This is a genomic window from Blastomonas sp. AAP53 (genome assembly GCF_000331245.1).
Taxonomy (GTDB): Bacteria; Pseudomonadota; Alphaproteobacteria; order Sphingomonadales; family Sphingomonadaceae; genus Blastomonas.
Map to the genome: position 1 here is coordinate 208,949 of NZ_ANFZ01000018.1, position 24,395 is coordinate 233,343.

The 24,395-nt window shown below is 63.3% G+C and carries 24 protein-coding genes and 1 tRNA gene; 14 read left to right on the forward strand and 11 right to left on the reverse strand.

Annotation, left to right across the window (positions count from 1 at the left end; genetic code table 11):
• Positions 1-31 precede the first annotated feature (31 nt).
• The 3 genes from D618_RS0114900 (at position 32) to argC (ending at position 3,454) form a co-directional block, all read left to right on the forward strand.
• Positions 32-1,444, forward strand: coding sequence for a leucyl aminopeptidase family protein (locus tag D618_RS0114900; protein ID WP_017672336.1), 1,413 nt, complete (start codon positions 32-34; stop codon positions 1,442-1,444).
• 109 nt (positions 1,445-1,553) lie between these two features.
• Positions 1,554-2,519 carry an NlpC/P60 family protein gene (locus tag D618_RS0114905; protein ID WP_017672337.1) on the forward strand — a complete coding sequence of 322 codons (966 nt, stop codon included), beginning with the start codon at positions 1,554-1,556 and terminating at the stop codon, positions 2,517-2,519.
• Positions 2,516-3,454 carry an N-acetyl-gamma-glutamyl-phosphate reductase gene (gene argC, locus D618_RS0114910; protein ID WP_152414759.1) on the forward strand — a complete coding sequence of 313 codons (939 nt, stop codon included), beginning with the start codon at positions 2,516-2,518 and terminating at the stop codon, positions 3,452-3,454. The genes D618_RS0114905 and argC overlap by 4 nt, the downstream gene beginning before the upstream one ends.
• Positions 3,455-3,466: 12 nt before the next feature.
• Here the strand turns inward: argC and D618_RS18600 are convergent, their stop codons facing one another.
• Together D618_RS18600 and D618_RS0114920 are read right to left on the reverse strand one after the other, a co-directional pair.
• A complete protein-coding gene (locus D618_RS18600) occupies positions 3,467-4,432 on the reverse strand; it encodes a sensor domain-containing diguanylate cyclase (protein WP_017672339.1) in 966 nt (321 codons plus the stop codon).
• An 89-nt stretch (positions 4,433-4,521) separates the two neighbouring features.
• Complete coding sequence (locus D618_RS0114920) at positions 4,522-5,730, reverse strand: acyl-CoA dehydrogenase (protein ID WP_017672340.1); 1,209 nt, start codon at positions 5,728-5,730, stop codon at positions 4,522-4,524.
• Positions 5,731-5,917: 187 nt separating this feature from the next.
• Between D618_RS0114920 and D618_RS19760 the strand changes: the two genes are divergently transcribed.
• Positions 5,918-6,103, forward strand: coding sequence for a hypothetical protein (locus D618_RS19760; protein ID WP_152414760.1), 186 nt, complete (start codon positions 5,918-5,920; stop codon positions 6,101-6,103).
• On the opposite strand, the gene D618_RS0114930 is transcribed toward D618_RS19760, so the two are convergent.
• The gene (locus D618_RS0114930) at positions 6,093-7,625 is read right to left on the reverse strand and encodes a cryptochrome/photolyase family protein (protein ID WP_017672342.1); all 1,533 of its coding nucleotides are present in this window, start codon (positions 7,623-7,625) and stop codon (positions 6,093-6,095) included. The genes D618_RS19760 and D618_RS0114930 overlap by 11 nt on opposite strands.
• A gap of 140 nt (positions 7,626-7,765) precedes the next feature.
• On the opposite strand from D618_RS0114930, the gene D618_RS18605 reads away from it, so the two are divergent.
• Complete coding sequence (locus D618_RS18605; protein WP_017672343.1) at positions 7,766-8,197, forward strand: DUF983 domain-containing protein; 432 nt, start codon at positions 7,766-7,768, stop codon at positions 8,195-8,197.
• 3 nt (positions 8,198-8,200) lie between these two features.
• On the opposite strand, the gene D618_RS0114940 is transcribed toward D618_RS18605, so the two are convergent.
• Entirely contained in the window at positions 8,201-8,548 is a 348-nt protein-coding gene (locus D618_RS0114940; RefSeq protein WP_238550691.1) for a DUF2147 domain-containing protein, read from the reverse strand.
• A gap of 295 nt (positions 8,549-8,843) precedes the next feature.
• On the opposite strand from D618_RS0114940, the gene D618_RS0114945 reads away from it, so the two are divergent.
• The 5 genes from D618_RS0114945 (at position 8,844) to D618_RS0114965 (ending at position 12,530) form a co-directional block, all read left to right on the forward strand.
• Positions 8,844-10,148 carry an isoprenylcysteine carboxylmethyltransferase family protein gene (locus tag D618_RS0114945; protein ID WP_017672345.1) on the forward strand — a complete coding sequence of 435 codons (1,305 nt, stop codon included), beginning with the start codon at positions 8,844-8,846 and terminating at the stop codon, positions 10,146-10,148.
• Between the two features lie 106 nt (positions 10,149-10,254).
• Complete coding sequence (locus tag D618_RS0114950) at positions 10,255-10,644, forward strand: c-type cytochrome (protein WP_017672346.1); 390 nt, start codon at positions 10,255-10,257, stop codon at positions 10,642-10,644.
• Positions 10,645-10,740: 96 nt separating this feature from the next.
• Positions 10,741-11,139, forward strand: coding sequence for a Co2+/Mg2+ efflux protein ApaG (gene apaG / locus D618_RS0114955; RefSeq protein ID WP_026091728.1), 399 nt, complete (start codon positions 10,741-10,743; stop codon positions 11,137-11,139).
• A 12-nt stretch (positions 11,140-11,151) separates the two neighbouring features.
• On the forward strand, positions 11,152-11,964 hold the full coding sequence (locus tag D618_RS0114960; RefSeq protein ID WP_017672348.1) for a LysR family transcriptional regulator: 813 nt from the start codon (positions 11,152-11,154) through the stop codon (positions 11,962-11,964).
• Positions 11,961-12,530 carry a GNAT family protein gene (locus D618_RS0114965; protein ID WP_040370841.1) on the forward strand — a complete coding sequence of 190 codons (570 nt, stop codon included), beginning with the start codon at positions 11,961-11,963 and terminating at the stop codon, positions 12,528-12,530. Before D618_RS0114960 ends, D618_RS0114965 begins: the two co-directional genes overlap by 4 nt.
• On the opposite strand, the gene D618_RS18610 is transcribed toward D618_RS0114965, so the two are convergent.
• The 3 genes from D618_RS18610 to D618_RS0114980 form a co-directional block, all read right to left on the reverse strand.
• The gene (locus tag D618_RS18610) at positions 12,466-13,773 is read right to left on the reverse strand and encodes a serine hydrolase (protein ID WP_193746727.1); all 1,308 of its coding nucleotides are present in this window, start codon (positions 13,771-13,773) and stop codon (positions 12,466-12,468) included. The two genes, D618_RS0114965 and D618_RS18610, sit on opposite strands and share 65 nt — an antisense overlap.
• A 106-nt stretch (positions 13,774-13,879) precedes the next feature.
• A complete protein-coding gene (gene parE, locus D618_RS0114975) occupies positions 13,880-15,871 on the reverse strand; it encodes a DNA topoisomerase IV subunit B (protein ID WP_017672351.1) in 1,992 nt (663 codons plus the stop codon).
• A gap of 81 nt (positions 15,872-15,952) precedes the next feature.
• Entirely contained in the window at positions 15,953-16,717 is a 765-nt protein-coding gene (locus tag D618_RS0114980) for a GcrA family cell cycle regulator (RefSeq protein WP_017672352.1), read from the reverse strand.
• Positions 16,718-16,833: 116 nt separating this feature from the next.
• Between D618_RS0114980 and D618_RS0114985 the strand changes: the two genes are divergently transcribed.
• Entirely contained in the window at positions 16,834-17,664 is an 831-nt protein-coding gene (locus D618_RS0114985) for an ABC transporter permease (protein WP_017672353.1), read from the forward strand.
• Between the two features lie 27 nt (positions 17,665-17,691).
• Here D618_RS0114985 and hspQ read toward each other — a convergent pair whose 3' ends face one another.
• The gene (hspQ, locus tag D618_RS0114990) at positions 17,692-18,018 is read right to left on the reverse strand and encodes a heat shock protein HspQ (protein ID WP_040370888.1); all 327 of its coding nucleotides are present in this window, start codon (positions 18,016-18,018) and stop codon (positions 17,692-17,694) included.
• A 253-nt stretch (positions 18,019-18,271) separates the two neighbouring features.
• Between hspQ and D618_RS0114995 the strand changes: the two genes are divergently transcribed.
• Positions 18,272-18,361: transfer RNA gene (locus D618_RS0114995), tRNA-Ser, on the forward strand.
• Positions 18,362-18,905: 544 nt separating this feature from the next.
• Here D618_RS0114995 and putP read toward each other — a convergent pair.
• The 3 genes from putP to D618_RS0115020 all read right to left on the reverse strand — a co-directional run bounded on the left by putP (position 18,906) and on the right by D618_RS0115020 (position 22,611).
• On the reverse strand, positions 18,906-20,390 hold the full coding sequence (putP, locus tag D618_RS0115010) for a sodium/proline symporter PutP (RefSeq protein WP_017672356.1): 1,485 nt from the start codon (positions 20,388-20,390) through the stop codon (positions 18,906-18,908).
• A gap of 48 nt (positions 20,391-20,438) precedes the next feature.
• Positions 20,439-21,719 carry a glutamate-5-semialdehyde dehydrogenase gene (locus D618_RS0115015; protein ID WP_040370842.1) on the reverse strand — a complete coding sequence of 427 codons (1,281 nt, stop codon included), beginning with the start codon at positions 21,717-21,719 and terminating at the stop codon, positions 20,439-20,441.
• A 67-nt stretch (positions 21,720-21,786) separates the two neighbouring features.
• Positions 21,787-22,611: a pyrroline-5-carboxylate reductase gene (locus D618_RS0115020; protein ID WP_081590542.1), complete on the reverse strand. Its 825-nt coding sequence runs from the start codon at positions 22,609-22,611 to the stop codon at positions 21,787-21,789.
• A gap of 253 nt (positions 22,612-22,864) precedes the next feature.
• Here D618_RS0115020 and proB point away from each other — a divergent pair, with 253 nt between their 5' ends.
• Positions 22,865-24,013, forward strand: coding sequence for a glutamate 5-kinase (proB, locus tag D618_RS0115025; RefSeq protein WP_026091732.1), 1,149 nt, complete (start codon positions 22,865-22,867; stop codon positions 24,011-24,013).
• 81 nt (positions 24,014-24,094) lie between these two features.
• On the forward strand, positions 24,095-24,331 hold the full coding sequence (locus D618_RS0115030) for a hypothetical protein (protein ID WP_193746728.1): 237 nt from the start codon (positions 24,095-24,097) through the stop codon (positions 24,329-24,331).
• The last annotated feature ends 64 nt before the right edge of the window (positions 24,332-24,395 follow it).

The window sequence follows — 24,395 nt, forward strand, 5'->3', positions numbered from 1 at the left end:
TTTGGTGTCATAATGCTGTAAGACCCCGACAATGATCGATTTGTCACACCTCGTCCACCCGGACCTTGGCCAATCCGCGCGCTCCATCCATGTGATCGACAAGGCTGGGCTTGCCGATTGGCTGGCCGCCGCGCCGCCGCGCATCCGCAATCATCTGGCCGCAATGCGCTTTACCGCGCGTCCGCACGAGCTCGTGGTGGTGCCGGGTGACCATGCCGATGACTGGGCGGTGGTGCTGGGCGTTGCCGACGTTCGCAATCTTCGCCCCTGGTGCCTTGCCAAGGTGCCCGAGGTGCTGGCAGGTGGCCATTATCGCCTTGCGGGTGATGTCCGTCCCGGCCAGGCGCTGATCGGATGGGCGCTCGCCCAGCATCGGCTCACCGCTTACAAGAAGCCCGAAGAATCCCCCCAAGGTCCGCGTGTGCTGCTGACCAACGATCCGGCGCGCCAGTCGGATGCGCTGGCCGAGGCCGAGGCGACCGCCTGGGTCCGCGATCTGGTCAACACGCCCGCCGAGGACATGGGGCCTGCTGCGCTGGAGGCTGCTGCCGAGGAGCTGGCGCGGGCGCACAATGCCGTGCTGGAGGTGACGCGCGGCGATGCGCTGGCGACACAATATCCGATGATCCATGCGGTCGGCCGCGCCGCGGCGCGCAGCCATGCCCCGCGTCTGATCGAACTGCACTGGGGCCGCGAAGACCACCCCCGCGTGGCGATCATCGGCAAGGGCGTGTGCTTCGACAGCGGCGGGCTGGACATCAAGTCGGCCGCCGGCATGCTGTTGATGAAGAAGGACATGGGCGGCGCAGCGCATGCGCTGGCGCTGGCGCAGCTGATCATGCGCGGCAAGCTGCCGGTGCGGCTGCACATGCTGGTCGGTGCGGTAGAAAACGCGATTTCCGGCAACGCCTTCCGCCCCGGGGATGTGTTGAAGAGCCGCAAGGGCATCACCGTCGAGATTGGCAACACCGATGCCGAGGGACGGCTGGTGCTGGGCGATTGCCTGACCAGGGCCAGCGAAGGCGCACCCGATCTGATGATCAACTTCGCGACGCTCACCGGCGCGGCGCGGGTGGCGGTGGGCCCCGATCTGCCCGCGCTGTTCGCCAATAGCGATCCGCTGGCCGAGGGCCTTGTCGCCAGCGGCAGCGCAGTGGGCGACCCCAGCTGGCGGTTGCCGCTCTGGGCGGGCTATGAGGACATGTACACCAGCGATATTGCCGACATCGGCAACAGCGGTGGGTCGTTCGCGGGCGCGATCACGGCGGCATTGTTCCTGCAGCGCTTTGTCGGCGAGGGCGTGCCCTGGGCGCATTTCGATACCTATGCGTGGCGCCCGACGCCGCGTCCCGGCCAGCCCAAGGGCGGAGAGGCGATGGGTCTGCGCGCCAGCTGGCATTATCTGCGCGGACGCTATGGCGATGCGGGACAGGGGCCCGCGTGACGGGGCTTGGACAAATGCGCGCAACTCGTCTATCTGGCCCGCCAGCCCGCTGCCAGCCACGGGCGCAAGTGACATTGACGACGCAGCATCGCGCAGGGGACCGGGGTTCTTGACACATTCGACACGCATTTCGGCGAAAGCGGCGCCGGTCGATGCCGGAACGGTTCTGCCGGACGCGTCCGACAGCCCTGCTGCGCCCATCCGGCAGTTCGTGTTGAGCGGCCCCGCGGCCGATTATGACCCGCGCGTCACCGCGATCCGCGGCGATCTGGCCGATATCGCGCTCGCTGGGCGTTTCTTTGCGCCGCATTATGTCGCACCGCAGATCCACCGCGTGCTGGGTGATGGTGCCATGCTGCGCAATGCAGGCGCAAGCGATGCCGAGGCGGTGAGCCAGTTGCTGCCGGGCGAGGCCTTCGCGCTGCTCGACAGCGCCGGGGACTGGGCCTGGGGCTATGGCGGCCATGACGGCTATTGCGGCTATCTGCCGCTGGATGCGCTGACCGGCGATGCGCCCGCGCCAACGCATGTCGTGCATGCCCGCCGCGCGCTGGTGTTCGCCGAACCCTCGATCAAGACGCCGATGCTGGCGGCCTATCCGATGGGCGCCAGAGTGACGGTGCTGGGCACAAGCGAATGCGGCAAGTTCTGGCAGCTGGCCGAAGGCTGGATGTCGGTGCGCCACGCCATCGCGCTGGAGGGATTGGGTTGCGACCCTGTCGATCGCGCGCTGCAACTGGTTGGCGCGCCCTATCTGTGGGGCGGCCGCGGCGGTGAAGCGCTGGATTGTTCGGGCCTGGTGCAGCTTGTGCTGGCGCTGGCAGGGCACAATGCGCCGCGCGACAGTGACCAGCAGATGGCCGCGCTCGGCCGCGCGCTGGCGGACGACGAGCCGTTTGAGCGGGGCGACCTGGTGTTCTTCCCCGGCCATGTCGGAATCATGATGGATGCCGAAATGCTCATTCACGCCAACGCGCATTGGATGCAGGTGGTGGCAGAACCGCTCGCCGATGTGATCGCGCGCTTCCCCGAAACCACCCCGCAGCCCGTATTGGCGCGCAAGAGGATTGGTTGATGCCCAGCCTGTTCATTGATGGAGCCGCCGGAACAACCGGCCTGGAAATCGCCGAGCGGATGGCCGGGCGTGACGAGTTTCGCCTGATCACACTGAGCGATGCCGACCGCAAGAGCGTGTCCGCGCGCGCCGCCGCCATCCAGAACGCCGATTTCGTGATCCTGTGCCTGCCCGATGCCGCCTCGCGCGAGGCGGTGGCGCTGGGCGAGGGCGCGCCCACGCGCTTCATCGATGCATCGAGCGCGCACCGTGTCGCCGATGGCTGGACCTATGGTTTTGCCGAGCTGCGCGCCGGCCAGCGTGAAGCGATTGCGCAGGCGCGGCTGGTGAGCAACCCCGGCTGCTATCCCACCGGCTTTCTGGCGCTGGTTGCGCCCCTGGTGGCAGACAATCTGCTGCCTGCCGACCATGGCTTCATCATCAATGCGGTCAGCGGCTATTCGGGCGGCGGCAAGGATCTGATCGCGCGGATGCAGGTCGATGCGCCCGAGATCGGTTTCCGCGCCTATGCCTTGGGGCTGGAGCACAAGCATCTGGCCGAGATGCAGGTGCATGCCGGGCTCAGCCGCGCGCCGCTGTTCGCGCCCGCCGTTGTGCGGGCGTTTCGCGGCATGCTGGTCGATGTGCCGTTGTTTCTCGATCCGGAAATGGGCTTTGCCGACGCATCAACGCTGCACGCGGCGCTGGCCGATCATTATGCGGGCGAACCTTTGGTCAGTGTTGCCCCGATGGGCTCTGCTCCGGGCGAGTTGCTGCTGAGCGAGGGCGATGCTCCCACCGATCGGCTGTCGCTGCATGTGCTGCCCAGCGCCGATGGGTCGCAGGTGCGGCTGATCGCGATGCTCGACAATCTGGGCAAGGGAGCGAGCGGCGCTGCGGTGCAGAACCTCAACATCATGGCCGGGCTCGACGAGCTGGCGGGTCTTCGCGCCTAACCTGATTGGCACCTAGCGCACGGGCTGTCGCTTGCGGGCGCGCTTGGCAGCATACAGCGCCTGATCTGCGCGCACGAACATCGCTTCTGCATCATAGGAGATGGCATTTTCGGCCATCGCGATGCCATGGCTTGCGCCTGCTTCCAGCAGTAAGCCATTCCACAGTATCGGCGTTTTGAGCAGCGCGACCGCGCCTTCGACCCGGCGTCCCAGGCGTTGCAGGTTGCGATGGCTGGGCAGCAGCACCGCAAATTCATCGCCTCCGATCCGCGCGACCATCAATGCATCAGGGAAGGCCTGGCGGATGCGCTGGCCGAACTGCGCCAGACAGGCATCGCCCGCGACATGGCCGAAGCGATCGTTGATCTGCTTGAAGCCGTCGACATCGAACAGCACGAGTGCGCCCAGCGGACGGAAGCCCAAAGCGGTGCGCGCAGAATCAAGAAAACGCGACTGAAACACGGCCCGGTTGGCGAGGCCCGTCAGGCTGTCGATCTCCGCCGACTGCTGCAGCAGATCGCGCTCCAGCTTTTGGCGGGTAATATCCTGCTTGGTGCCGGACAGCCGGACGGGGGCGTCGCCTTCGCATTCGACCTGCGCCACGATCTGGATCCAGCGCGCCGCGCCATCGGGCCGGGTAATCCGCGCATCGAGGGTAAACCCGGATGCTCGCTCGATCGCTCGCGAGCGCAGGCGTTCAAGCGCTTCCAGCGATTCCTCGTCGTACAATTCCACGATCTCACCGCGGTGAATGTCAGCCTTGGGAACGACACCGAAGATGTCGTAAACGCTGCGCGTCCATGCGAGCCGTTCGGTCTTCAGGTCGCATTCGAACACCCCGATGCCGGCGCGCTCCAGGCTTGACACTATCCGCGCAGCGCTCGGGCGAGGAATGACGGCGCAGGCGGGATCACCATTGGCGGCGTCGTCCCAGGCGTCGGCACCGGTGTCCCCGAAATGCTTGCGATATCCGTCCATAGCAGTGCGTGCGACCCTCCGTAGTCGAGTAAGGACGCTAGGTGAAGGCTGTTAACTACCGGTTACTTTTGGAAAAACTGGTCAGAAAGTCAGAAAAACGCCTGAATTCCGGTCTGCGCGCGACCCAGGATGAGGGCATGAACATCATGCGCACCTTCATAGGTGTTTACCGTTTCCAGATTCACCATGTGACGCATCACCTGATATTCTTCGCTGATGCCGTTGCCGCCATGCATGTCGCGCGCAGCGCGGGCGATGTCGAGCGCCTTGCCGCAGTTGTTGCGCTTGACGATCGAGATCATCTCGGGCGCGAACCGGCCTTCGTCCATCAGCCGTCCGACGCGCAAGCTGGCCTGCAGCCCCAGTGCGATCTCGGTCTGCATGTCGGCAAGCTTCTTCTGGAACAATTGCGTCGCAGCCAGCGGCTTGCCGAACTGCACCCGGTCAAGGCCATATTGGCGCGCGGCATGCCAGCAGAATTCCGCCGCGCCCATCGCACCCCAGGAAATGCCGTAGCGTGCACGGTTGAGACAGCCGAACGGCCCCTTGAGACCGTCGACATTGGGCAGAAGCGCATCTTCGCCCACCTCGACCTCATCCATCTGGATCATGCCGGTGGTGGACGCGCGCAGGCTCAGCTTGCCCTTGATCTTGGGGGCATTCAGCCCCTTCATTCCCTTTTCGAGGATGAAGCCGCGGATCGCGCCCCCATGCGCATCGGACTTGGCCCAGATCACGAACACATCGGCGAACGGGCTGTTCGATATCCATGTCTTCGCGCCCGAGATGACATAGCCGCCGTCGATCTTCTTCGCGCGCGTCTTCATGCCTGCGGGGTCAGAGCCTGCATCGGGTTCGGTCAGGCCGAAGCAGCCGATCAGCGTGCCTGCGCACAGGCCGGGCAGGTATTTGCGGCGCTGTTCCTCGCTGCCATAGGTGTTGATCGGGTGGATCACGAGCGAGCTTTGCACCGACATCATCGAACGATAGCCACTGTCCACCCGCTCGACTTCGCGCGCGATCAGGCCATAGGCAACATAGCTCGCTTCCGCGCCGCCAAAATCCTCAGGCAATGTCGCGCCCAACAGGCCCGCATCGCCCATCATCGGGAACAGCTCTGGCGCGTCGATTTCCTCGCGGAAGGCGTCGATCACGCGCGGTTGCAGCACATCTTGCGCAAAGCCGCGCGCACTCGCCTGGATCAGCCGCTCCTCTTCGGTCAGCTGCTCGTCGAGCAGAAAGGGATCGTCCCAGGTGAAGGGAATGGTTTCGGCCTTGCGGATGCTGTCATGCTTCATGGGGTCAGGGTCTAGCGCAGCTTGGCCCGCGATCCAACCGCATTTTACGCGGCCAGGTTGACGTCTACGTAAAGCGCCTGCGGCGAACCGGTGTCCGCTTTCGGCACAGCGATAGCGTTAACCATCAATTGCCATAGGCATTGGTTAAAATTGCGTTAACTCAGGACACATGCAGCGACTTCAATTCTTGCGGACACCCTCTCAGCCCCATGGGTTCAGGGCCAATCTTGCGCCCAGCATCCTCAACGTGACGCCGGTCGACGAGCCCGAGGTGCTGGCGCGGCGCAAGCGGGCGCAGCGCAACGAGGATGTCCGCCTGTTCCTGTTGAGCTTCACCGCGTTCTTCGTCGCGATCACCTCGTTCATCTGGTGAGCGAATCGAGGAAGCGTTTCGCATCGGCCCGGATGGCCTGCTTGTCCTTGTCCGCGCGCTTGGCCCAGTTGCGATAGACCATCGACAGCCGCTGGTTCTTGCCCAGAACGTCCTCGTTGCGATCGAGGAAATCCCAGTAGAGCAGGTTGAACGGACAGGCCTTTGCGCCCGTCTTGGCCTTCACGTCATAGCGGCAATGGCTGCAGTAATCCGACATGGTGTTGATGTAGTTGCCGCTCGAGGCATAGGGCTTGCTGGCCAGCAGCCCGCCATCGGCAAACTGGCTCATGCCGAGGGTGTTGGGCAATTCGACCCATTCATACGCGTCGGCGTACACCTCAAGATACCATTGGTGCACCGCGTGCGGATCTATCCCTGCGACCAGCGCGAAATTGCCGGTGATCATCAGCCGCTGGATATGGTGCGCATAGGCATGGTCCATCGTCTGGCCGATCGCCTGGCGCATGCAGTGCATGTCTGTCTGGCCGTCATAATAGAAGCCGGGCAGGGGCCGCGTGGCATTGAGTGCATTGCGCTGGGCATAGTCGGGCCCTTCGCGCCAGTAGATGCCGCGCACATATTCGCGCCAGCCGATGATCTGGCGGATGAAGCCTTCGGTGGCGTTGAGCGGCACCTTGCCGTTGCGGTACGCTTCTTCCACGGCCTGGCACAGCGCCAGCGGGTCGAGCAGGCCACAGTTGAGATAGGGTGACAGGATCGAGTGCCACAGGAATGGCTGGCCGGTCAGCATCGCATCCTGATAATCGCCGAAGCGGGCGAGCGCGTGCTGGATGAAATGCGTCTGCTGCGCCAGCGCATCGTCGCGCGTCGTGGCGAAGACGAAATGATCGAGACTGCCGGGGTGGTTGCGGAAGCGCCCGGCGACTAGATCCAGCACCTGCTGTGTGATCGCATCGGGTGCAAAGCGCTTCGGTTGCGGGATCAGCAGCGGCTCGTTCGGCGGCGGCTTGCGGTTTTCGCTGTCGTAGTTCCATTCGCCGCCCTCGGGCTTGCCATTCCCGTCGAGCAGCAGCCCGGTCTTGCGCCGCATCTCGCGATAGAAGAACTCCATGCGCAGCTGCTTGCGCCCTTCGGCCCAGGCATCGAACTCGGCATGGGTGCAGACAAAGCGGCTGTCCTCGCGCAGCTCGACCGGAACGTCGAATCGGTCGGGCCATTCCTGCATTGCGGCGAGCACGCGCCATTCGCCCGGGCGCGTCGCGACGATGCGGTCTGGTGCGTGGCGCTCGATCGCGCGCGCAACCTCTCCGGTGAAGGATCCGCTATTATCGGGATCGTCGAGCTTCACATAATCGACCGTCCAGCCCGCCGCGCGCAGCGCCTCGGCATGGTGGCGCATGGCAGACAGGATGAAGGCGATCTTGGCCTTGTGGTGGCGGACATAGGTGGTCTCGGCGTCCACCTCCATCATCAGGATGACCGTGTCATCCCGGTCTGCCCCATTGAGCGCGGAAAGGTTGCCGCTGAGCTGGTCGCCCAGAATCGGGATAAGGATGGTCATGCTGCGCCCCTGAACGTTGATCCTTCATGATGGGGTGCGGATCTGAACAATCAATGCGGCGACTAAGCTATGACATTGTCGCCGCGCGCGCCTATCTAGAGTGAAGGGGCGTTGATGCCCCCGTTCATGAAAGATGTCGCATGCCCGATTCCGCTCGCAACACCCCGATTGCGCCTGACAGGGCTGCCATCAGTGCCACCCAGCTGGCGCTGCGCGGCATGCGCAACCATTGTCCGCGTTGCGATACCAAGCCGCTGTTTCGGCGCTATCTTAAGCCGGTGGAACGATGCGCAGGCTGCGGGCAGGACTGGACGCTGCATCAGGCCGATGATTTCCCCGCCTATATCGCCATCTTCATCAGCGGCCACCTGCTGGCCCCGCTGCTGATCGCGGTGGGAAGTCGTGAACTCCTTCCGATGGGGGTGCTGGCGTTGATCGCTATCGTCGGCGCGCTGGTGTTGACCATTGCGCTGCTGCAGCCTGCCAAGGGGGCGGTCATCGCGCTGCAATACCATTGGAAAATGCATGGATTTGCCGCCGAGACCGCAGCCGGCGAGCGTCCGCGCGACTGACCGTCAGATCTTGCGCCATATCTGCGACTTGCACAGCAGCCCGCCCAGGATGCAGCCGCTGATCTTGATGCGGTCTGCGTCCAGCTGCTTGATCGTCGAATAATATGTGTCGCCCAGATCGGGCACGAATACGTTGCCGCGCCAGTGGCCCGGCTTGGTCAGGCGATAATTGCGCAGCAGGCTGGTACCGATCAGGTTGGGCGTGCCCCCGGCGCTGGCGTCGCGCTTGGCCAGATCGCTGGCCCAGCTGACCTTTCCGCACAGTTCCTCGCCGCAAGGATGGGTGACGACGCGTACATCGCCGGTGGGGTTTTCCCAGGTGCCGTGGATCGTCTGAGCGTGTGCAGCCACGCTGCCAAGGCCTGTCATTGCAAGGCCAAGCCCTGCCCATGTGAAATGCGCCAAACGCAACCGCCCCAGAACCATCATACGACCCTTTGCAACCCCTGTACCGGCATCTCCCCCTGGTGTCCGTCCCCTTTCTCAGGCTCGGACCCCATGCCAGCGGTGAGATTAGGCCACGATCATGTTCCCGTGTCGAGCAGCTTTGCGAAACGCGCCGCAATTTGCGACAGAATGCACGGGGTGATGGGGGGCGACTTTCCTTCACCCAATCCTTACCAATCTGGGTTAAGAGGGGCGCGCAATGTCCCAGGCCATATCTTCACCGCACGACCCGTGCCCGCCCAGTGCCGTCAGCCACGGCGCAGGCCTGATCGGGCTGGTCGGCCTGTTCGGCTGGATCCTGCTGGCGCGGCAATATGGCTGGAACGGACCCAATGCGGCGCTGGTGTGCTGCGTGGCGACCGGGCTTCCCATGGTGTTGTGGTCCCTCATTGTCGACAAGGTTCACCGGCGGCCCAGCACCGGCATCGACTGGGCGCATCCGCGCGCGGTGCGTGACGTCATCGACACCAGCCAGATCAAGCTGATCGGGCTGTGGATGACCTGGGCCGGTATTGCCGCGATCTATGCGGTGGCGCGCTGGTACTGGACCGGCAACTACCAGTTTTCGATGAACGTGTTCATCTATGCATCGCCTTTCCTGTTCTTCCTCTCGATCCCTTACGTGATCTGGATCGACCGCTATCTGAAGGATCCGCACGACGGTGCGTGGCATTTCGGCGCGATGATCTCTGGCCAGCTCGGCTGGGAGCGCGAGGCGATCCATCACCATCTTCGTGCCTGGGCGGTGAAGGGCTTTTTTCTCGCCTTCATGCTGTCGATCGTGCCCGGTGGCTATGCCGATATCGTCAACGCAAACGTCGCGGAAATCGCAACCAACCCGGTGTGGATCGCCAACTGGCTGATCATCGCGATGTTCCTGGTCGATGTGCAGTTCGCCACCGTCGGCTATGTGCTGACCTTAAAGCCGCTCGATTCGCACATCCGCACCGCCAATCCGTTCATGGCCGGCTGGGCAGCGGCGCTGATCTGCTATCCGCCGTTCATCATGATGGGCGACAACGGCCCGCTCAACTATCACGTCAACACCGCCGACTGGGCCTATTGGTTCGAAGGGCAGACGGCGTTGCTGGCGGTGTGGGGCATCTGGCTGGTCGTGCTGACGGCAATCTACGCCTGGGCCACGGTCGCGTTCGGCATCCGCTTTTCCAACCTCACCCATCGCGGCATCCTGACCCATGGGCCCTACCGCTGGACCAAGCATCCGGCGTACCTTTCCAAGAACGCCTATTGGTGGTTTGCCACCATGCCGTTCCTGGTGACCAGCGGGTCGTGGAGCGATGCGTTGCGCAACACGGCGTTGCTGGCGTGCGTGTCGGCCGTGTATTACTGGCGGGCGCGCACCGAGGAGCGGCATCTGATGGCCGACCCCGATTATGCCGCGTACGCCGCGTGGATGGACCGCCATGGCCCGGTTCCGCGCCTCATCGGCTGGATGACCGGACGGCGTACCAAGCCCGAGGCAATGCCCGCACCGGCGGAGTGATCGGGCGCCTGCGGCTTGGAACTGGGCTGGGCGGTCCCCATATCCCGCGCTCCCTTATGGCCTGCGGAGCTTGCAGTTGATGATATCCCTGAAGTCGCTTTCCCTCATGCTTGCTCTTGCCTCGCTGGCGGTGGCACTGCTGGTCACGACCAGCCCGGTGACCCAGGCGCAGGCACAGACCGCGCCGGCAGCGGGCGATGCCGCGCGCGGGGCGAAGGTCTATCAGACCAACTGCTCGGGTTGCCATTCGCTCGATGCCAATATCGTCGGCCCGGCGCATCGCGGGGTGTTTGGTCGCAAGGCCGGTAGCGTGAAGGATTTCGCCTATTCGCCGGGGCTCAAGGCCGCCAAGTTCGCCTGGGATGCGCCCAGGCTGGACAAGTGGCTGACCAACCCGCAGGCCTTTGTCCCGGGCGCCAAGATGGGCTTTCGCTTGTCCAATGCGCAGGCCCGCGCTGACGTGATTTCCTATCTCAAGCAGGAAAGCGGCAAATAGTCTGCGCGGGCCTGCGGGGCAAATAATCCCGCCCGCCCCCTTTCGCCTGCCAGCGTTAAGAGGCATATTATCGGCATGGACCGATTTTCAGACAGCATGGACAAGTTCTTCGGCCATTCGGCAACCAGCCATGGCGTGACCGTGCGGGTCGCGGTGAGCTTTCTGCCAGACCGTTCGCGTGCAGACAGCGCCCGCTGGTTCTGGTCGTATCATATCCGCATCGAGAACCACTCTGACGGCCCGGTGCAATTGCTCACCCGGCACTGGGTCATCACCGACGGGCGCGGCGGCGTGCATCAGGTCGATGGCGAGGGTGTGGTCGGCGAACAGCCGCTGATCCAGCCGGGCAAGGCGCATGATTATGTCTCGGGCTGCCCGCTCAACACCCCCACCGGGCGGATGGAGGGCATGTACCGCATGCTGCGCGATGACGGACAGTTGATCGCCGTGGAGATTCCGCGTTTTCCGCTGGTGGCGCCTGCGGTTGCCGACTAATCCGTTCGTCCCATGAAGCGTACCCATCTTCCGCTCAACGGCCTGCGCGTGCTCGATGCCGCAGCCCGGCACCTGAGCTTCACCCGCGCAGCCGATGAGCTTGCGGTGACACCTGCTGCCGTCGGCCAGCAGATTCGTGCGCTCGAGGAGATGCTGGGCGTCGTGCTGTTCCGCCGCACGCCCAAGGGGCTGGAGCTGACCGACGAGGCAGGCGCCGGGCTCGATGCGCTGCGCAGCGGCTTTCTGCAGTTCGAGGAAGCCGTGCGCGCGATGCAGCAAGGCCAGTCGAGCTTTCGCCTGACCATTGCGGTGCCGCGCGACTTTGCCGCCAAATGGCTGCACCACCGGCTGATCGGCTATGCCGCCGCCAATCCCGAAATCCGCTACACATTGGTGTCCGGCGACAGCGACATCGACTTTACCGAGGCAAACCTCGATTGCGCAATCCGCCTCGCCGATGGTCCGGCGGACCTCGAAGGCGCGCAGATCGGCCCCGCGCAGTTCGTCACCGTCGCGTCCCCTGGCTATGCCGGCGACCGGCGGATCGAATGGCCGGGTTGCCAGCGCGGCGAGGTTGAAGGGGATGACACCAGTTCAACCGTCATGCAGGTCGCCGATGCCGGGCTGGGGCTTGATGCCGCGATCGCCGGTTTCGGCAGCGTCACCGTCCCCTGGATGCTCGCCGAACGCGACCTGACCGAGGGCCGGCTGGTGGCGGTGGGCGAGGCACAGGTGTCGCGGCGCGCCTATTGGGTTGTCGCGCCGACCCCGCAATGGCGGCAGAAAAAGGTCAAGGCGCTGGTCGAGGCGCTGACCGCGGCATGAGCGGACTTCCCGTTCTGTCGAGCGAGCGACTCGTTCTGCGTCAGGTGCGCATGAGCGACGCCGAGGCGCTGTTCGAAGTGCTGTCCGATGCCGATCTCATGACCTGGTGGTCATCGGGCCCGCACCAATCGGTGGAGGAGACGCGGGCCTATCTGGAACCGGCGGCGGTGGGCGAATGGCGCAGCTGGGCGATCACGCGCGCAGGCGAGGATGTCGCGCTGGGCTGGGTCAACGCGCACGAGAAGCGCGCCAATGTGAGCGAGATCGGCTATATCCTCGCGCGTTCAGCCTGGGGGCAAGGGATCGCGCGCGAAGCCGTGACCATGGTCATCGACCAGTTGCTGATCACCGAAGGTCAGCGCCGCGTCTTCGCCGATACCGATCCGGACAACTCGGCGTCGATCGGCCTGCTGACCTCCATGGGCTTTCAACAGGAAGGCCATCTGCGCGCCGAATGGGAAACGCATATCGGCGTGCGCGATACCGTGCTGTTCGGGCTGCTCAGGGACGAGTGGCTGGCGCAGAAGGCCCAGCCAGCTGATCGAGCAGGCGCGTCATCAGCGTGACGAAGCCGGGCTGGTCGATCTCGGCGGCGGGGTTGTTGATCAGCGCGCTGACGATGTAGCGGTCGCCCTGCTTGCCTTCCGCCACGAAGCTCATCCCCATGATGCCGGGCTCTGACCCGCCCTTGTACCCCAGATACGCCCAGCGACCGGCGCTGACCGGGGGAATGCCGGGGTTGATCTTGAGGATCGCGCGCGTCACCGGGTCTGCATCGCGCTCCAGCATCGTCAGCAGCCGCGCGATATCGGCGGGGCTGGCGAACCACTCGACGGTATCGATCTGGTTCGGCCCGCCGGTATAGACTGACAGGTCTAGGTTCTTGAGCCGCAGCGTCTCGCCTGCCTGCTCCAGTAACCGCGCTTGCCCGGCATCATCGGCGGCGAGGAAGCGGTCGCGCAACGGCGCATTGGCGGGCATCTTGAGGCCCGTCACGGCTTGCGTCGAGAGCAGGGGGGTGAGGTCTGGTGGCTGCGCATGGCCGCTCGCGCGGACGATCGCAGCGAGTTTCTTCTGGCCGATCGCGGCAATCAGCGTGTCGGTGGCGCTGTTGTCGCTGATCGAGATCATCAATGTCGCCAGCGTCTGCAGCGTCATCGGGGCATTGTCGGGCCAGTCCTGCGTGATCCCCGACGGATGCGATTTCTGCGTGAGCGGCAGCACATCGCTCCACTTGCGCTCGCCTGCGCGCACTGCGCGGTCGATCTCGGCGAGCACATAGAGCTTGAACACCGATGCGATCGCGAAGCGGTCGTCGGCATGACGGCTGGCGATCGTCTCTGTGCCGGCCTCGGTCAGTCTCTGCACGACCAGCCCGGTACGCCCCGGCAGCGCGGCGATATCTGCGGTGATCTTCGCCAGGCTATCGTCTTCGGTCCGGGTTCCGGTGATGAAGAGACCCGAGAGCCTGCCGTCGAGCATGCCAATGGTGAAGGTCACCACCGCCTTGTCGAAGCGGATGTCGATGCTGGCGGAGCGCGCGTCCATCGGGCGCACGGCTTCGACCGTCTGCGCCTCTCCGAATTGCGTCTTCAGCGAGGATAGCACCGTGGCCAGCTGGTCGGGCGGAACAGCGGTGAGGAAAGCGGGGGTGAAGACATCTTCGCCCTTGGCCTGACCCTGCAGCAGCGCGAGGACATTGGCCGCGGCTTGATCAAAGGCGGTTTGCGCGTTGGTGGGCGGGGGCGGCATCGCCTGCGCGTACACCGGAAGCGGGCAAAACGACATGGCCAGAATGGCGGTGGCCAAGGTCACCATCCGTTTGGCCGAGATGCTGCGCGGACGTCCCTCGACTTCCCGGCGTTGCCGGGAAGTCGAGGGACGTTGCGCTAGCCGCGCGTTCGAGCCATCGGCCTCAGGCGTCGATCGCTTCACGGTCGACCTGCGCGGCGTGGTTCTGGATGAAGTTGAACCGGTGCTCGGGGTTCTTGCCCATCAGCTCGCCGACCAGCTCCTTCACCGCCGAATATTGCTCGTAATTGGGCGGCAGCGTCACGCGGAGCAGTGATCGGCTCTGGCGGTTCATCGTCGTTTCACGCAGCTGACCGGGGTTCATCTCGCCCAGTCCCTTGAACCGGCTGACCTCGACCTTCTTGCCCTTGAGGATCGTCGCTTCCAGCTCGGCGCGGTGCGCATCGTCGCGCGCGTACCAGCTCTTGGCGCCGACCACGAGCCGGTAGAGCGGCGGCTGCGCCAGGTACAGATGCCCCGCCTTCACGATTTCGGTCATCTCCTGGAAGAAGAAGGTCATCAGCAACGTGGCGATATGCGCGCCGTCGACATCTGCGTCGGTCATGATGATGATGCGGTCATAGCGCAGCTGGCCAGGGTCGCAGTGCTTGCCCGTGCCGCAGCCCAGGGCGAGAGACAGGTCGGCGATTTCCTGATTCGCGCCGATCTTGGCGGTGTTGGCCGAGGCGACGTTCAGGATCTTGCCGCGAATCGGCAGGATCGCCTGCGTCTTGCGGTCGCGCGCCTGCTTGGCCGAACCGCCTGCGCTGTCGCCCTCGACGATGAAGATCTCGGTCTCCGCGCCTTCGACTCCGGTGCCGTCGTTGCTGCAATCGGTCAGCTTGCCGGGCAGCCGCAGCTTGCGCGCGCTGGTCGCGGTCTTGCGCTTGACCTCGCGCTCGGCCTTGCGCTTGAGGCGCTCGTCCATCCGCTCGAGCACCAGCCCCAGCAGCGCCTTGCCGCGCTCCATATTGCCGGTGAGGAAATGGTCGACATGGTCGCGCACCGCGAGTTCCACCAGCCGCGCGGCCTCGGGTGAGGTGAGGCGATCCTTGGTCTGGCTCTGGAACTGCGGATCGCGGATGAACACCGAGAGCATCAGCTCGCTGCCGGTCATCACGTCTTCCGCCGTGAGCGTCGCCGCCTTCTTGTTGCCGATCAGCTCGCCAAAGCCGCGCAGTCCCTTGAGGATCGCCGCGCGCAGCCCCGCCTCGTGCGTGCCGCCATCGGGTGTGGGGATGGTGTTGCAATAATAGCTGTAGCTGCCGTCGCTCCACAAAGGCCAGGCCACCGCCCATTCGACGCGGCCCTTGCCCTCGGGAAAATCCTGCCGCCCGGCGAAGAAATCGGCCGTCGCGCATTCGCGGCTGCCCAACTGCTCGCGCAGGTGATCGGCCAAGCCTCCGGGGAACTGGAAGGTTGCCTCCTGCGGCACCTTGTCGTCGGACAGCTCTGCGTCGCACTTCCAGCGGATTTCGACCCCGGCGTAGAGATACGCCTTTGACCGCGCGAGCGCGAACAGCCGGGCGGGCTTGAACTTTGCGCCTGCGCCGAAAATCTCCTCGTCGGGGACAAAGCTGATCGTCGTACCACGCCGATTGGGGGCAGCGCCCACCTTTTCCAGCGGTCCCAGCGGCGCACCGCGCGAATAGCGTTGCGCGTACAATTCCTTGTTCCGTGCCACCTCGACCAGCAGCTCGGTGGAGAGCGCGTTGACGACCGAGACGCCCACGCCGTGCAGGCCGCCGCTGGTGGCATAGGCCTTGTCAGAGAACTTGCCGCCCGAATGCAGGGTGGTGAGGATGACCTCGAGCGCGGATTTGCCCGGGAACTTGGGGTGCGGGTCGACCGGGATGCCGCGACCATTGTCGCTGATCGACAGGTGGTTGCCCGCCCGCAGCGTTACCTCGATCCGAGTCGCGTGGCCCGCGACCGCCTCGTCCATGCTGTTGTCGAGCACTTCTGCCGCCAGATGGTGCAGCGCGCGCTCATCGGTGCCGCCGATGTACATGCCGGGCCGGCGGCGGACCGGCTCGAGCCCCTCGAGCACCTCGATCGCCGAGGCGTCATAGGTTTCCACCGGAGATTGCGATTTCGCGAAAAGATCTTCAGCCATGCCGCAATCTATAGGGCGCAATGCCGCGCGCCCGCAAGCAGCGCGCCCGATTTATCCGCCATTATCGCACGGGATTTGGGCTTATCGGACCCTGGGGCCACCGAAAGGCATCGGCGGGGGAGGGCGACGCGTGCCGCGGGGCAGCTGCGCCTGATAGGCCCGGCCGCAATGCTCGACGCAATACGGGAAGCCGGGGTTCACCTGCTGACCGCAGAAGTGGAAATCGGGCTCACCGGGATGGCCCATCGGCCAGCGGCAGATGCGGTCGGTGAGATCAAGCAGGGTTGTCTTGTCGGCGATTTCCGGGCTGGGGCGCGCAGGCACCAGGCGGCGCGGCGGCGCGGGAGGAATTGGCGCCTGCTGGTCGCCAGGGCCCTGGCGCAGGAAGCCGCCCGGACCGACAGACACGATGCGCGGCTGCGGCTTGGGCGCAGCGATGACTTCGGCGTTTTCTTCGCCGTCGTCTTCGTCTTCGTCCTTAGGCGCTGCAGCTTCGACAGGGCGCGGCGCGGGAGTCGGTGCAGGCGCAGGTGCCGCGCGAACCGGCTTGGCGACCGCCGGGGCATCCGGCTTGAACGGGGGTGTGTCGGCCTCGGCCTCTGCCTCGACCACGGCTTCCGCCTTCTTGGCGGGCTTGGGACTCGCCTCGGCCTTTTTCGCGGCGGGCTTGGGCTTGGCTTCACCGGGCTTCACCGGAGACGGGCGCGACTTCAGGCCAAGGCGGTGGGCCTTGCCGATCACCGCGTTACGGCTGACCCCGCCAAGTTCTTCGGCGATCTGGCTGGCGGTGAGGCCTTTTTCCCACATGGTTTTGAGCTGATCGATACGCTCGTCGGTCCATGACATGAAAAGCAATTCCTTCTTGACCTATTGGGGCTTGCCCGGTCTGGTGACCGCCGATAGGCGCAACCACCATGAACGATCAAGCACCAAATCCCCCCGCCAGCGCACCCGGACGCCCGATGACGCCGGAATTGCGATCCGAACCGGCCTTTGCAGAGCCGGGCACGGTCAGGATCAGCGCAATAAACTGGGGAGGGCTGAAAGCACTCTATATGAAAGAGGTGCGCCGTTTCTTCAAGGTGCAGTTGCAGACCATCTGGGCGCCGGCGATCACCACCATGCTGTATCTCGTGATTTTCACCGTTGCACTGGGCCGCAGCGGGCGCACCGTACTCGATGTTCCGTTCGCCGATTTTCTTGCGCCGGGCCTCATCGTCATGGCGATGATGCAGAACAGCTTTGCCAATTCCAGCTTCTCGCTGCTGGTCGGCAAGATCCAGGGCACGATCATCGATTATCTGATGCCGCCGCTGTCCGAGCTCGAGGTGCTGGTATCGCTGGTCATCGCCGCTGTGACCCGCGCGATCCTGGTCGGTACGGCGGTATGGCTGGCCATGCTGTTGTGGCCCGGCATCGATGTCATGCCGCGCCATCCGCTGGCGATCATGTGGTTCGGGCTGATGGGGTCGATGATGCTGGCGTTCATGGGCGTGATGACATCGATCTGGGCGGAAAAGTTCGACCATGCCGCCGCGATCACCAATTTCGTCGTCGCGCCGCTCGCGCTGCTGTCCGGCACCTTCTATTCGGTCGATGCGATGGCACCGGCGTTCCGCGCGCTCAGCCACGCCAACCCGTTCTTCTACGTGATCTCGGGCTTTCGCTACGGCTTTATCGGCACCACCGATTCGCCGCTGCTGCTGGGCGCGGCGGTGCTGCTGGCGATCAACGCCGCGCTCGGCGTTGCCTGCTATGCGCTGCTGCGTTCGGGCTGGAAGCTGCGGTCCTGACGGGCCGGGGCTGCCGCCCGTACGCGATCAGTGCATCGTGCGCAGGCGATAGCGACCATCGCTGAAGGGTCCGAACAGCTGCGGTACCGCCGGGTGATCGACCGGGCCGCCGTCCTCGTCGCTCACCAGGTTCTGCTGGCTGACATAAGCGATATAGCTGTTCTCGGCATTTTCAGCGAACAGGTGGTAGAACGGCTGATCCTTGGCAGGGCGCAATTCTTCCGGAATCGATTCGTACCAGTCATCGCTGTTGGCGAACACCGGATCGATATCGAACACGACGCCGCGGAAATCGAAGATACGATGCCGCACCACGTCGCCGATCGCATAGCGTGCGCGCGATATGCGGGGCATGACCACCGCGCCCGATGATGCGACGTTCTGGGGGGCATCGGCGCTGTCGGAACGGAAAGGATTGTTGCTCATAAGCTTAATCTAATGTGTTGCAACGCAGCATACAAGCTTTCCGCCATCAGGGTGCAGGTTTCCCCTTGGCAAGCCGCAAAGCCTGCGCTAATGGCCCGCGTTCCCGCAGATCGACCACGCTTCATGCCCTGCGGGAAACCGATTGGATCGCCAGGCCGCAAGGCCCGGACCGCACCAGGCCGGAGAGGTGGCAGAGTGGTCGAATGTACCGCACTCGAAATGCGGCGTGGGTGCAAGCTCACCGTGGGTTCGAATCCCACCCTCTCCGCCAGTGGTTCTTTCATACCCCTCCATGAACGTCTATAAACCCCTGCAAATACGGGAGTTTTCTCGGGTCGCATTTCCGTGCCAAGTCATCCCTTTCCGGGGGTACGCCATGCAGTTTGGGGGTGGGGTCGGGGGTATGCTGAAGACGATGGGGGTATGATGCTCACCGATACTGCAGTGAGGACGGCCAAGCCGCGAGACAAGGACTACAAGATGAGTGACGCTGGAGGGCTCTACCTCCACGTCGATAAGACCGGCCGGATTGTCTGACGGTTCAAATTCAGGCTCAAGGGTCAGGAGCTGCTGCTGACCTTCGGAGGCTATCCAGAGGTCACCCTTCGCGAGGCAAGCGAGCGTCGGGATGATGCCAAGCGTTCTCTCGCGAACGGGATTGATCCTAGGCAAGCCAAGCGCTGCAACAAAACCGCGAACGGCAATTCCGGCGGCATAGACTTTGAAACGGTGGCAATTTGATCTGATGCTCGCCCATACGCCCAGGGACAAGGTGGAGGCTGCCTACAGCCTCGTCGGCGGCAAGCTTCAGCGGTTCATTGCTCAGAAAGCATTGCGCTGAAGTTCTTTGCCAGAGTGTCCGGTGCTGGTTTGCCGAACCGGCTGACAGCGACGGCAGCAATGGTGCTGAGGATGAACCCTGGAATGATCTCGTAAACCACGTCGGTGGGCGCTTGCCCGTTGATCGTTATGGGGGCGTAAAGCCAGATCAGCACCGTCGTTGCTCCGCTGACAATGCCTGCAAGCGCACCCTGGCGGGTCATGCGGCGCCAATGCAGGCTGAGCAGGATGACAGGGCCGAACGCCGCACCGAAGCCTGCCCACGCATTGCCGACCAGCGACAGGATGCTGCTCGACCCATCGAGTGCCAGAAACACCGCAATGACTGCCACCAGCAGCGTCGCCACCCGGCCGATCATCACCAGTTCGGTCTGGCTGGCGGATTTGCGATAGAACGTCTTGTAGAAATCTTCGGTCAGCGAACTTGATGACACTAGAAGCTGCGAGGAGATCGTACTCATGATCGCGGCCAGGATCGCAGCGAGCAAGAAGCCCGCGATATAGGGGTGAAACAGCGTCTGCGACAACACGATGAAGATTGTTTCAGGATCGGCCAGTGCGATGTTGTTCTGTGCGACATAGGCAAGCCCGCCAATACCGCACAGTACCGCGCCGATCACGGTAACGATCATCCACGACATGCCGATGCGGCGCGTGGCTGGCATGTCCTTGACCGAGCGCACTGCCATGAAGCGCACGATGATGTGGGGCTGGCCGAAATAGCCCAGTCCCCAGGCAAGGCTCGATATGATGCCGAGCGTGCTGACCCCGGCAAACCAGTCGAAATAGTCCGGATCGGTTGCGCTGGCCGCAGCCTGTGTCTCATTCCAGCCACCGACCGCTGCAATCGCGACGATCGGTACCAGCACCAGAGCGATGAACATGATGCAGCCTTGGACGAAATCGGTCAGGCTGACCGCAAGAAAGCCGCCGAACAAGGTGTAGAGCACCACAACCGACGCTGTCAGGATGAGCCCGAAGCGATAATCATAGCCGAACGACGCCTCGAACAATTTGCCGCCGGCCACCAGGCCGGCCGAGGTATACAGGGTAAAGAAAACCACGATGACCAGCGACGCGATCACCCTGAGTTTGCGGCTGCGATCCTCGAAGCGTTTTTCAAGATAGTCCGGGATCGTCACCGCATCTTCGGCGATTTCGGTGTATGCGCGCAGGCGCGGCGCGACGAGGCGGTAATTTGCCCAGGCGCCAACGGTCAGTCCCACCGCGATCCAAACGGCGCTGTACCCTGACAGATAAACCGCCCCCGGGAGCCCCATCAGCATCCAGCCGCTCATGTCGGAGGCGCCGGCAGAGAGTGCTGCGACCGCAGGTGGCAGGTTGCGCCCCCCCAGCATGAACTCGGAGACATTGCTCGTCGATTTGCGCCACGCATACAGGCCTATGCCGATCATCAGCACAAAATAGGCGCCCAGCGAGACGGCGGTTTCCGAATTCATGACGATGTTCCGTTCGGCAGTGGGTTGGACTCAGACAGACAGTACCGGTCAGGCGCGAATCTGTCCGGCACCATGGACGAGATATTTGAAACTGGTCAGCTGTTCGAGACCAACCGGGCCTCGCGCGTGCATTTTGCCGGTGGCGATGCCGATTTCGGCGCCCATTCCGAATTCACCGCCATCCGAAAACTGCGTGGAGGCATTGTGCATCACCACCGCGCTGTCGATCGACAGCATGAATTGCCTCACAGCATCGGTGTTCCGCGTGAGGATGGCATCGGTATGCCCCGAGGAATGCTGCGCGATGAAGGCAATCGCGGCATCGAGTTCGTCGACGAGCTTTACCGAGGCGATGGCGTCGAGATATTCGGTGCTCCAATCCTGATCTCTGGCGCAGGACAGCCGCGGCTCGATGGCGATCGCCTCGGCATCGCCGCGCAATTCGCAATCGGGCATGGCGTCGACCAGTGCAGGCAGAACCTTGGCGGCGATCTGACGGTCGATGACGATGCTTTCTGTCGCGCCGCATACTCCGGTGCGACGCAATTTGGCGTTGCGGATGATCGCGACCGCCTGCGCCACATCCGCATCGGCATGAACATAGCTGTGGCAGTTGCCATCGAGATGCAGCAACGTCGGCACGCGCGCTTCGCGGCGGACCAGTTCGACGAGGCCACGACCACCGCGGGGAATGGCAAGATCGATATGGTCGACCGCGTGTAGCAATTCGGTGACCGCTGCCCGGTCGGTGGTGCCAACCATCTGCACGCAATCGGGTGACAAACGAGCCTCGACCAGCCCCTCGCGCATGCAGCGCACGATCGCCTCGGTTGAACGGATGCTTTCGGATCCGCCCCGCAGGATGATGGCGTTGCCGGATTTGATGCACAGCGCGCTTGCATCCGCGCCGACATTGGGGCGGGACTCATAGATCATCGCAATCACCCCGATCGGAACCGCCACCCGGCGGATATCCAGGCCGTTGGGCCTTTCAAATCGCGCGAGCTCGCGGCCGACCGGGTCTGGCAGTTCGGCGATGGCATCGAGCGCGTCGGCAAGCGCTGCGACCCTGGCCTCGTCGAGGCGTAACCGGTCGATGAACGATTCAGGCTTGCTGCCATCGAGACTGGCGATGTCCGCCGCATTGGCGGCGATGAGATCAGGACTCGTCACACGCAACGCCCGCGCTGCGGCGCGCAGTGCGATGTTTTTCGTCGCGGTATCCGCCGTCGCAAGCTGCCGCGCGGCGACCCTTGCGGCCTTGCAAAGCGCGAAGACATGCGCGGCCGCATCGGCAGATTCTGTCTGGACTGGTTTATGCAATGTCATGGGTCGTCTCTCCCGCGAGGCCGGCCTGTGAGGTTGGCCCGTGTGTCTGGATTTCGATGCGGGGCGGTCAACGCAATTCGACCGCGCGGACATAGGCGGCTTTCAACGTGGCGCTAAACCGCTCCCCCAGCGCGTCATCCCCGTTGAGAGCCTCAAGCCCCGCTGCGGTCGTCCCGTTCTTGCTGGTCACGCTGATGCGAAGTTGCTCAAGGCTGGATTGCGAGCCTATGGCCATCGCGATTGTCCCCGCCATGGTTCCAAGCACCAGCTGCCGCGCGTCTTCTGGACTGAAGCCCATGGACGCTGCAGCATCAACATAATTGCGGGCGATCTCGAGGATATAACCCGGCCCTGATCCTGCAACGGCGGTCAACCGGTCGAGCATGTCTTCGTCCGGCACCCACATCGTGCTACCCGCTGCCGCCATCAGGCGTTCGATCAATGCCCGCTGGGCCTCTGTCGCGTCGCCATCTGCGCACAGCCCGCTGACGCCTGCGCCAATGGCCGAAGGGAGGTTGGGCATCACGCGGACAACGGCTGCACCGCCGGACAGGGCCTTAAGCCGTTCAATCGAGCAGCCAGCCGCAATCGAAGCGACGAACCCGTCTTGCGATAGCCGCGCGGCATAATCGGGCAGCACCTCGGCCACAACCTGCGGCTTAACCGCGACAATGACCAGGTCGAACGCGCATTCGTCGACAGGAGGCGGCTCGCGAAGATAGTCGATATGATCCGACTCCGCAGACAAGCTGTCGTGTTGCATCGGATCGATAACGAAAAACTTAGTGCCGGGAAAATCCGTGTCGACGACCGAGCACCATTGGGTGAGCAATGCGCTACCCATTTTTCCATGTCCAACCAATGCAATACGCAAAACAACAACCTTCTTCATTATCGATATGGGTCAATGTGGCGCTATCGGGTCCGACAGATTTCAAAGACAATCCATATGAGCCGACAGCATGTGCCTGAATGACATTCCGGCGCTCCGGCGGAAGGCCGGGTTGCCATATGTTAATGTCAAGGATATAGGCCCCTATGTCAAAATTGGCTTTCGGTGTCAAACCATATGCCATGCGAGTGACTTCGGAGGCATTGATATGCCTTTAATCGCCTAATTCCTAAAGTAAAAAGTAGAGTAAATCGTGAATAAAACAGACCGTATTGTTATCAAGGTTGGTTCAAGTCTTTTGACTGATCAAAACAATCTTGTACCACGCTGGGCGTTTCTTCAACGATTGATGGAAGATATCGCTCTCTTGTCATCCAGGGGCTATGAGGTCGTTCTATGCTCGTCGGGGGCCGTCTCGTTGGGGATGAAGATGATCGGCATCACCCCTGCAACCGCCGGTTTGCGCGACAAACAGGCCGCTGCAGCATGCGGAATGCCGCTGCTACTGAACGCCTACAAGCAGATCGGACACGAACATGATCTCAAGATCGCGCAAATTCTGGTGACTTTGGGTGACTTCGGAGACCATCGGAGGTTTCTCAACACCAAGAACACCCTTCACCGGCTGATCGAATCGGGCGTGCTCCCGATCATAAACGAGAACGACACGATCACGACCGAAGAAATCCGGGTGGGTGACAATGATCGTCTGGCCGCCAAGGTGGCGCAGATGGTTCAGGCCCAGCATCTGGTGATCCTGACCGGGGTTGATGGGCTGTATGACCGCAATCCGTCCGAGCCCGGCGCCAGGCTGGTCGAAACCGTGCACGATGTCAGCCAGTATCTCGCGGTCACCAGTGAGGTTGGAACGCTGGGCACTGGCGGCATGCTGACCAAGATGCAGGCGGCGAACATGGCGCAGAACGCCGGTTGCACGACGCTGATAGCGAACGGTGAGGCCGACAATCCGGTGACCTCTGTGCTGGATGGCATTCGACCGTGCACGACCTGTGTGGCGCATGCCGAACCCGCAGACAGCTGGGCAGCATGGCTGACCGACCGTTTGCAGATGGATGGCAGCATCGTCATTTCCAAAAATGCGGCCGAGGCAATGGCTGCGGGCGGGCGGGGTATCGACCGCGACGACGTGGTTTCGATCTGCGGGAATTACGTCAAGGGCGATGTGATTCACATCTATGACGAGACAGGCACCGAACGTGCCCGCGGCATGACCGACTTCTCTTCGGAAGAAACTGCCATTCTTGTCCGCAACCGGGAAATTCCGGTCAAGCAGCTGATTGGCTATCACTCCCGAGGCGTGCTGGTCGAGATTGACAACCTGATATGCTTGGACGACCGCCACATCTTGTGGGAGCCACAAGCAGCCAGCGGAGCCACCTGAACGCTGGGACGTGACTGCGGTCATTGGCGCGATTCAGATTACGGCTGGCGTGGGGAGCATTCTGGGTTTGGTACTGGGCGCGTGGCTGCCAAAGATGCGATTGCGCCCGGAGGGATGACCATTCCGGTTGCGACAACCGTTACCACGAAGATGCTGTTTGCTGTGATTATCCTGAATGCCCTTGGCGCATTGGCACTTGCCAATTTGCTGCTGGCGATGACGGCCGGGTCGGCGGCGAAGTGCGCGATAACCTCGCCCAGAAGCAGTAGCGCGAGCGCAAGCCACCGGCACGCCATAGCTATGCCGATACCAAAATAATCTGTGATCCCAGAGGCCGCTTGGCCTGCCACCGAGCCAGTTAATTCAGTTGCCAGCCCAGGAG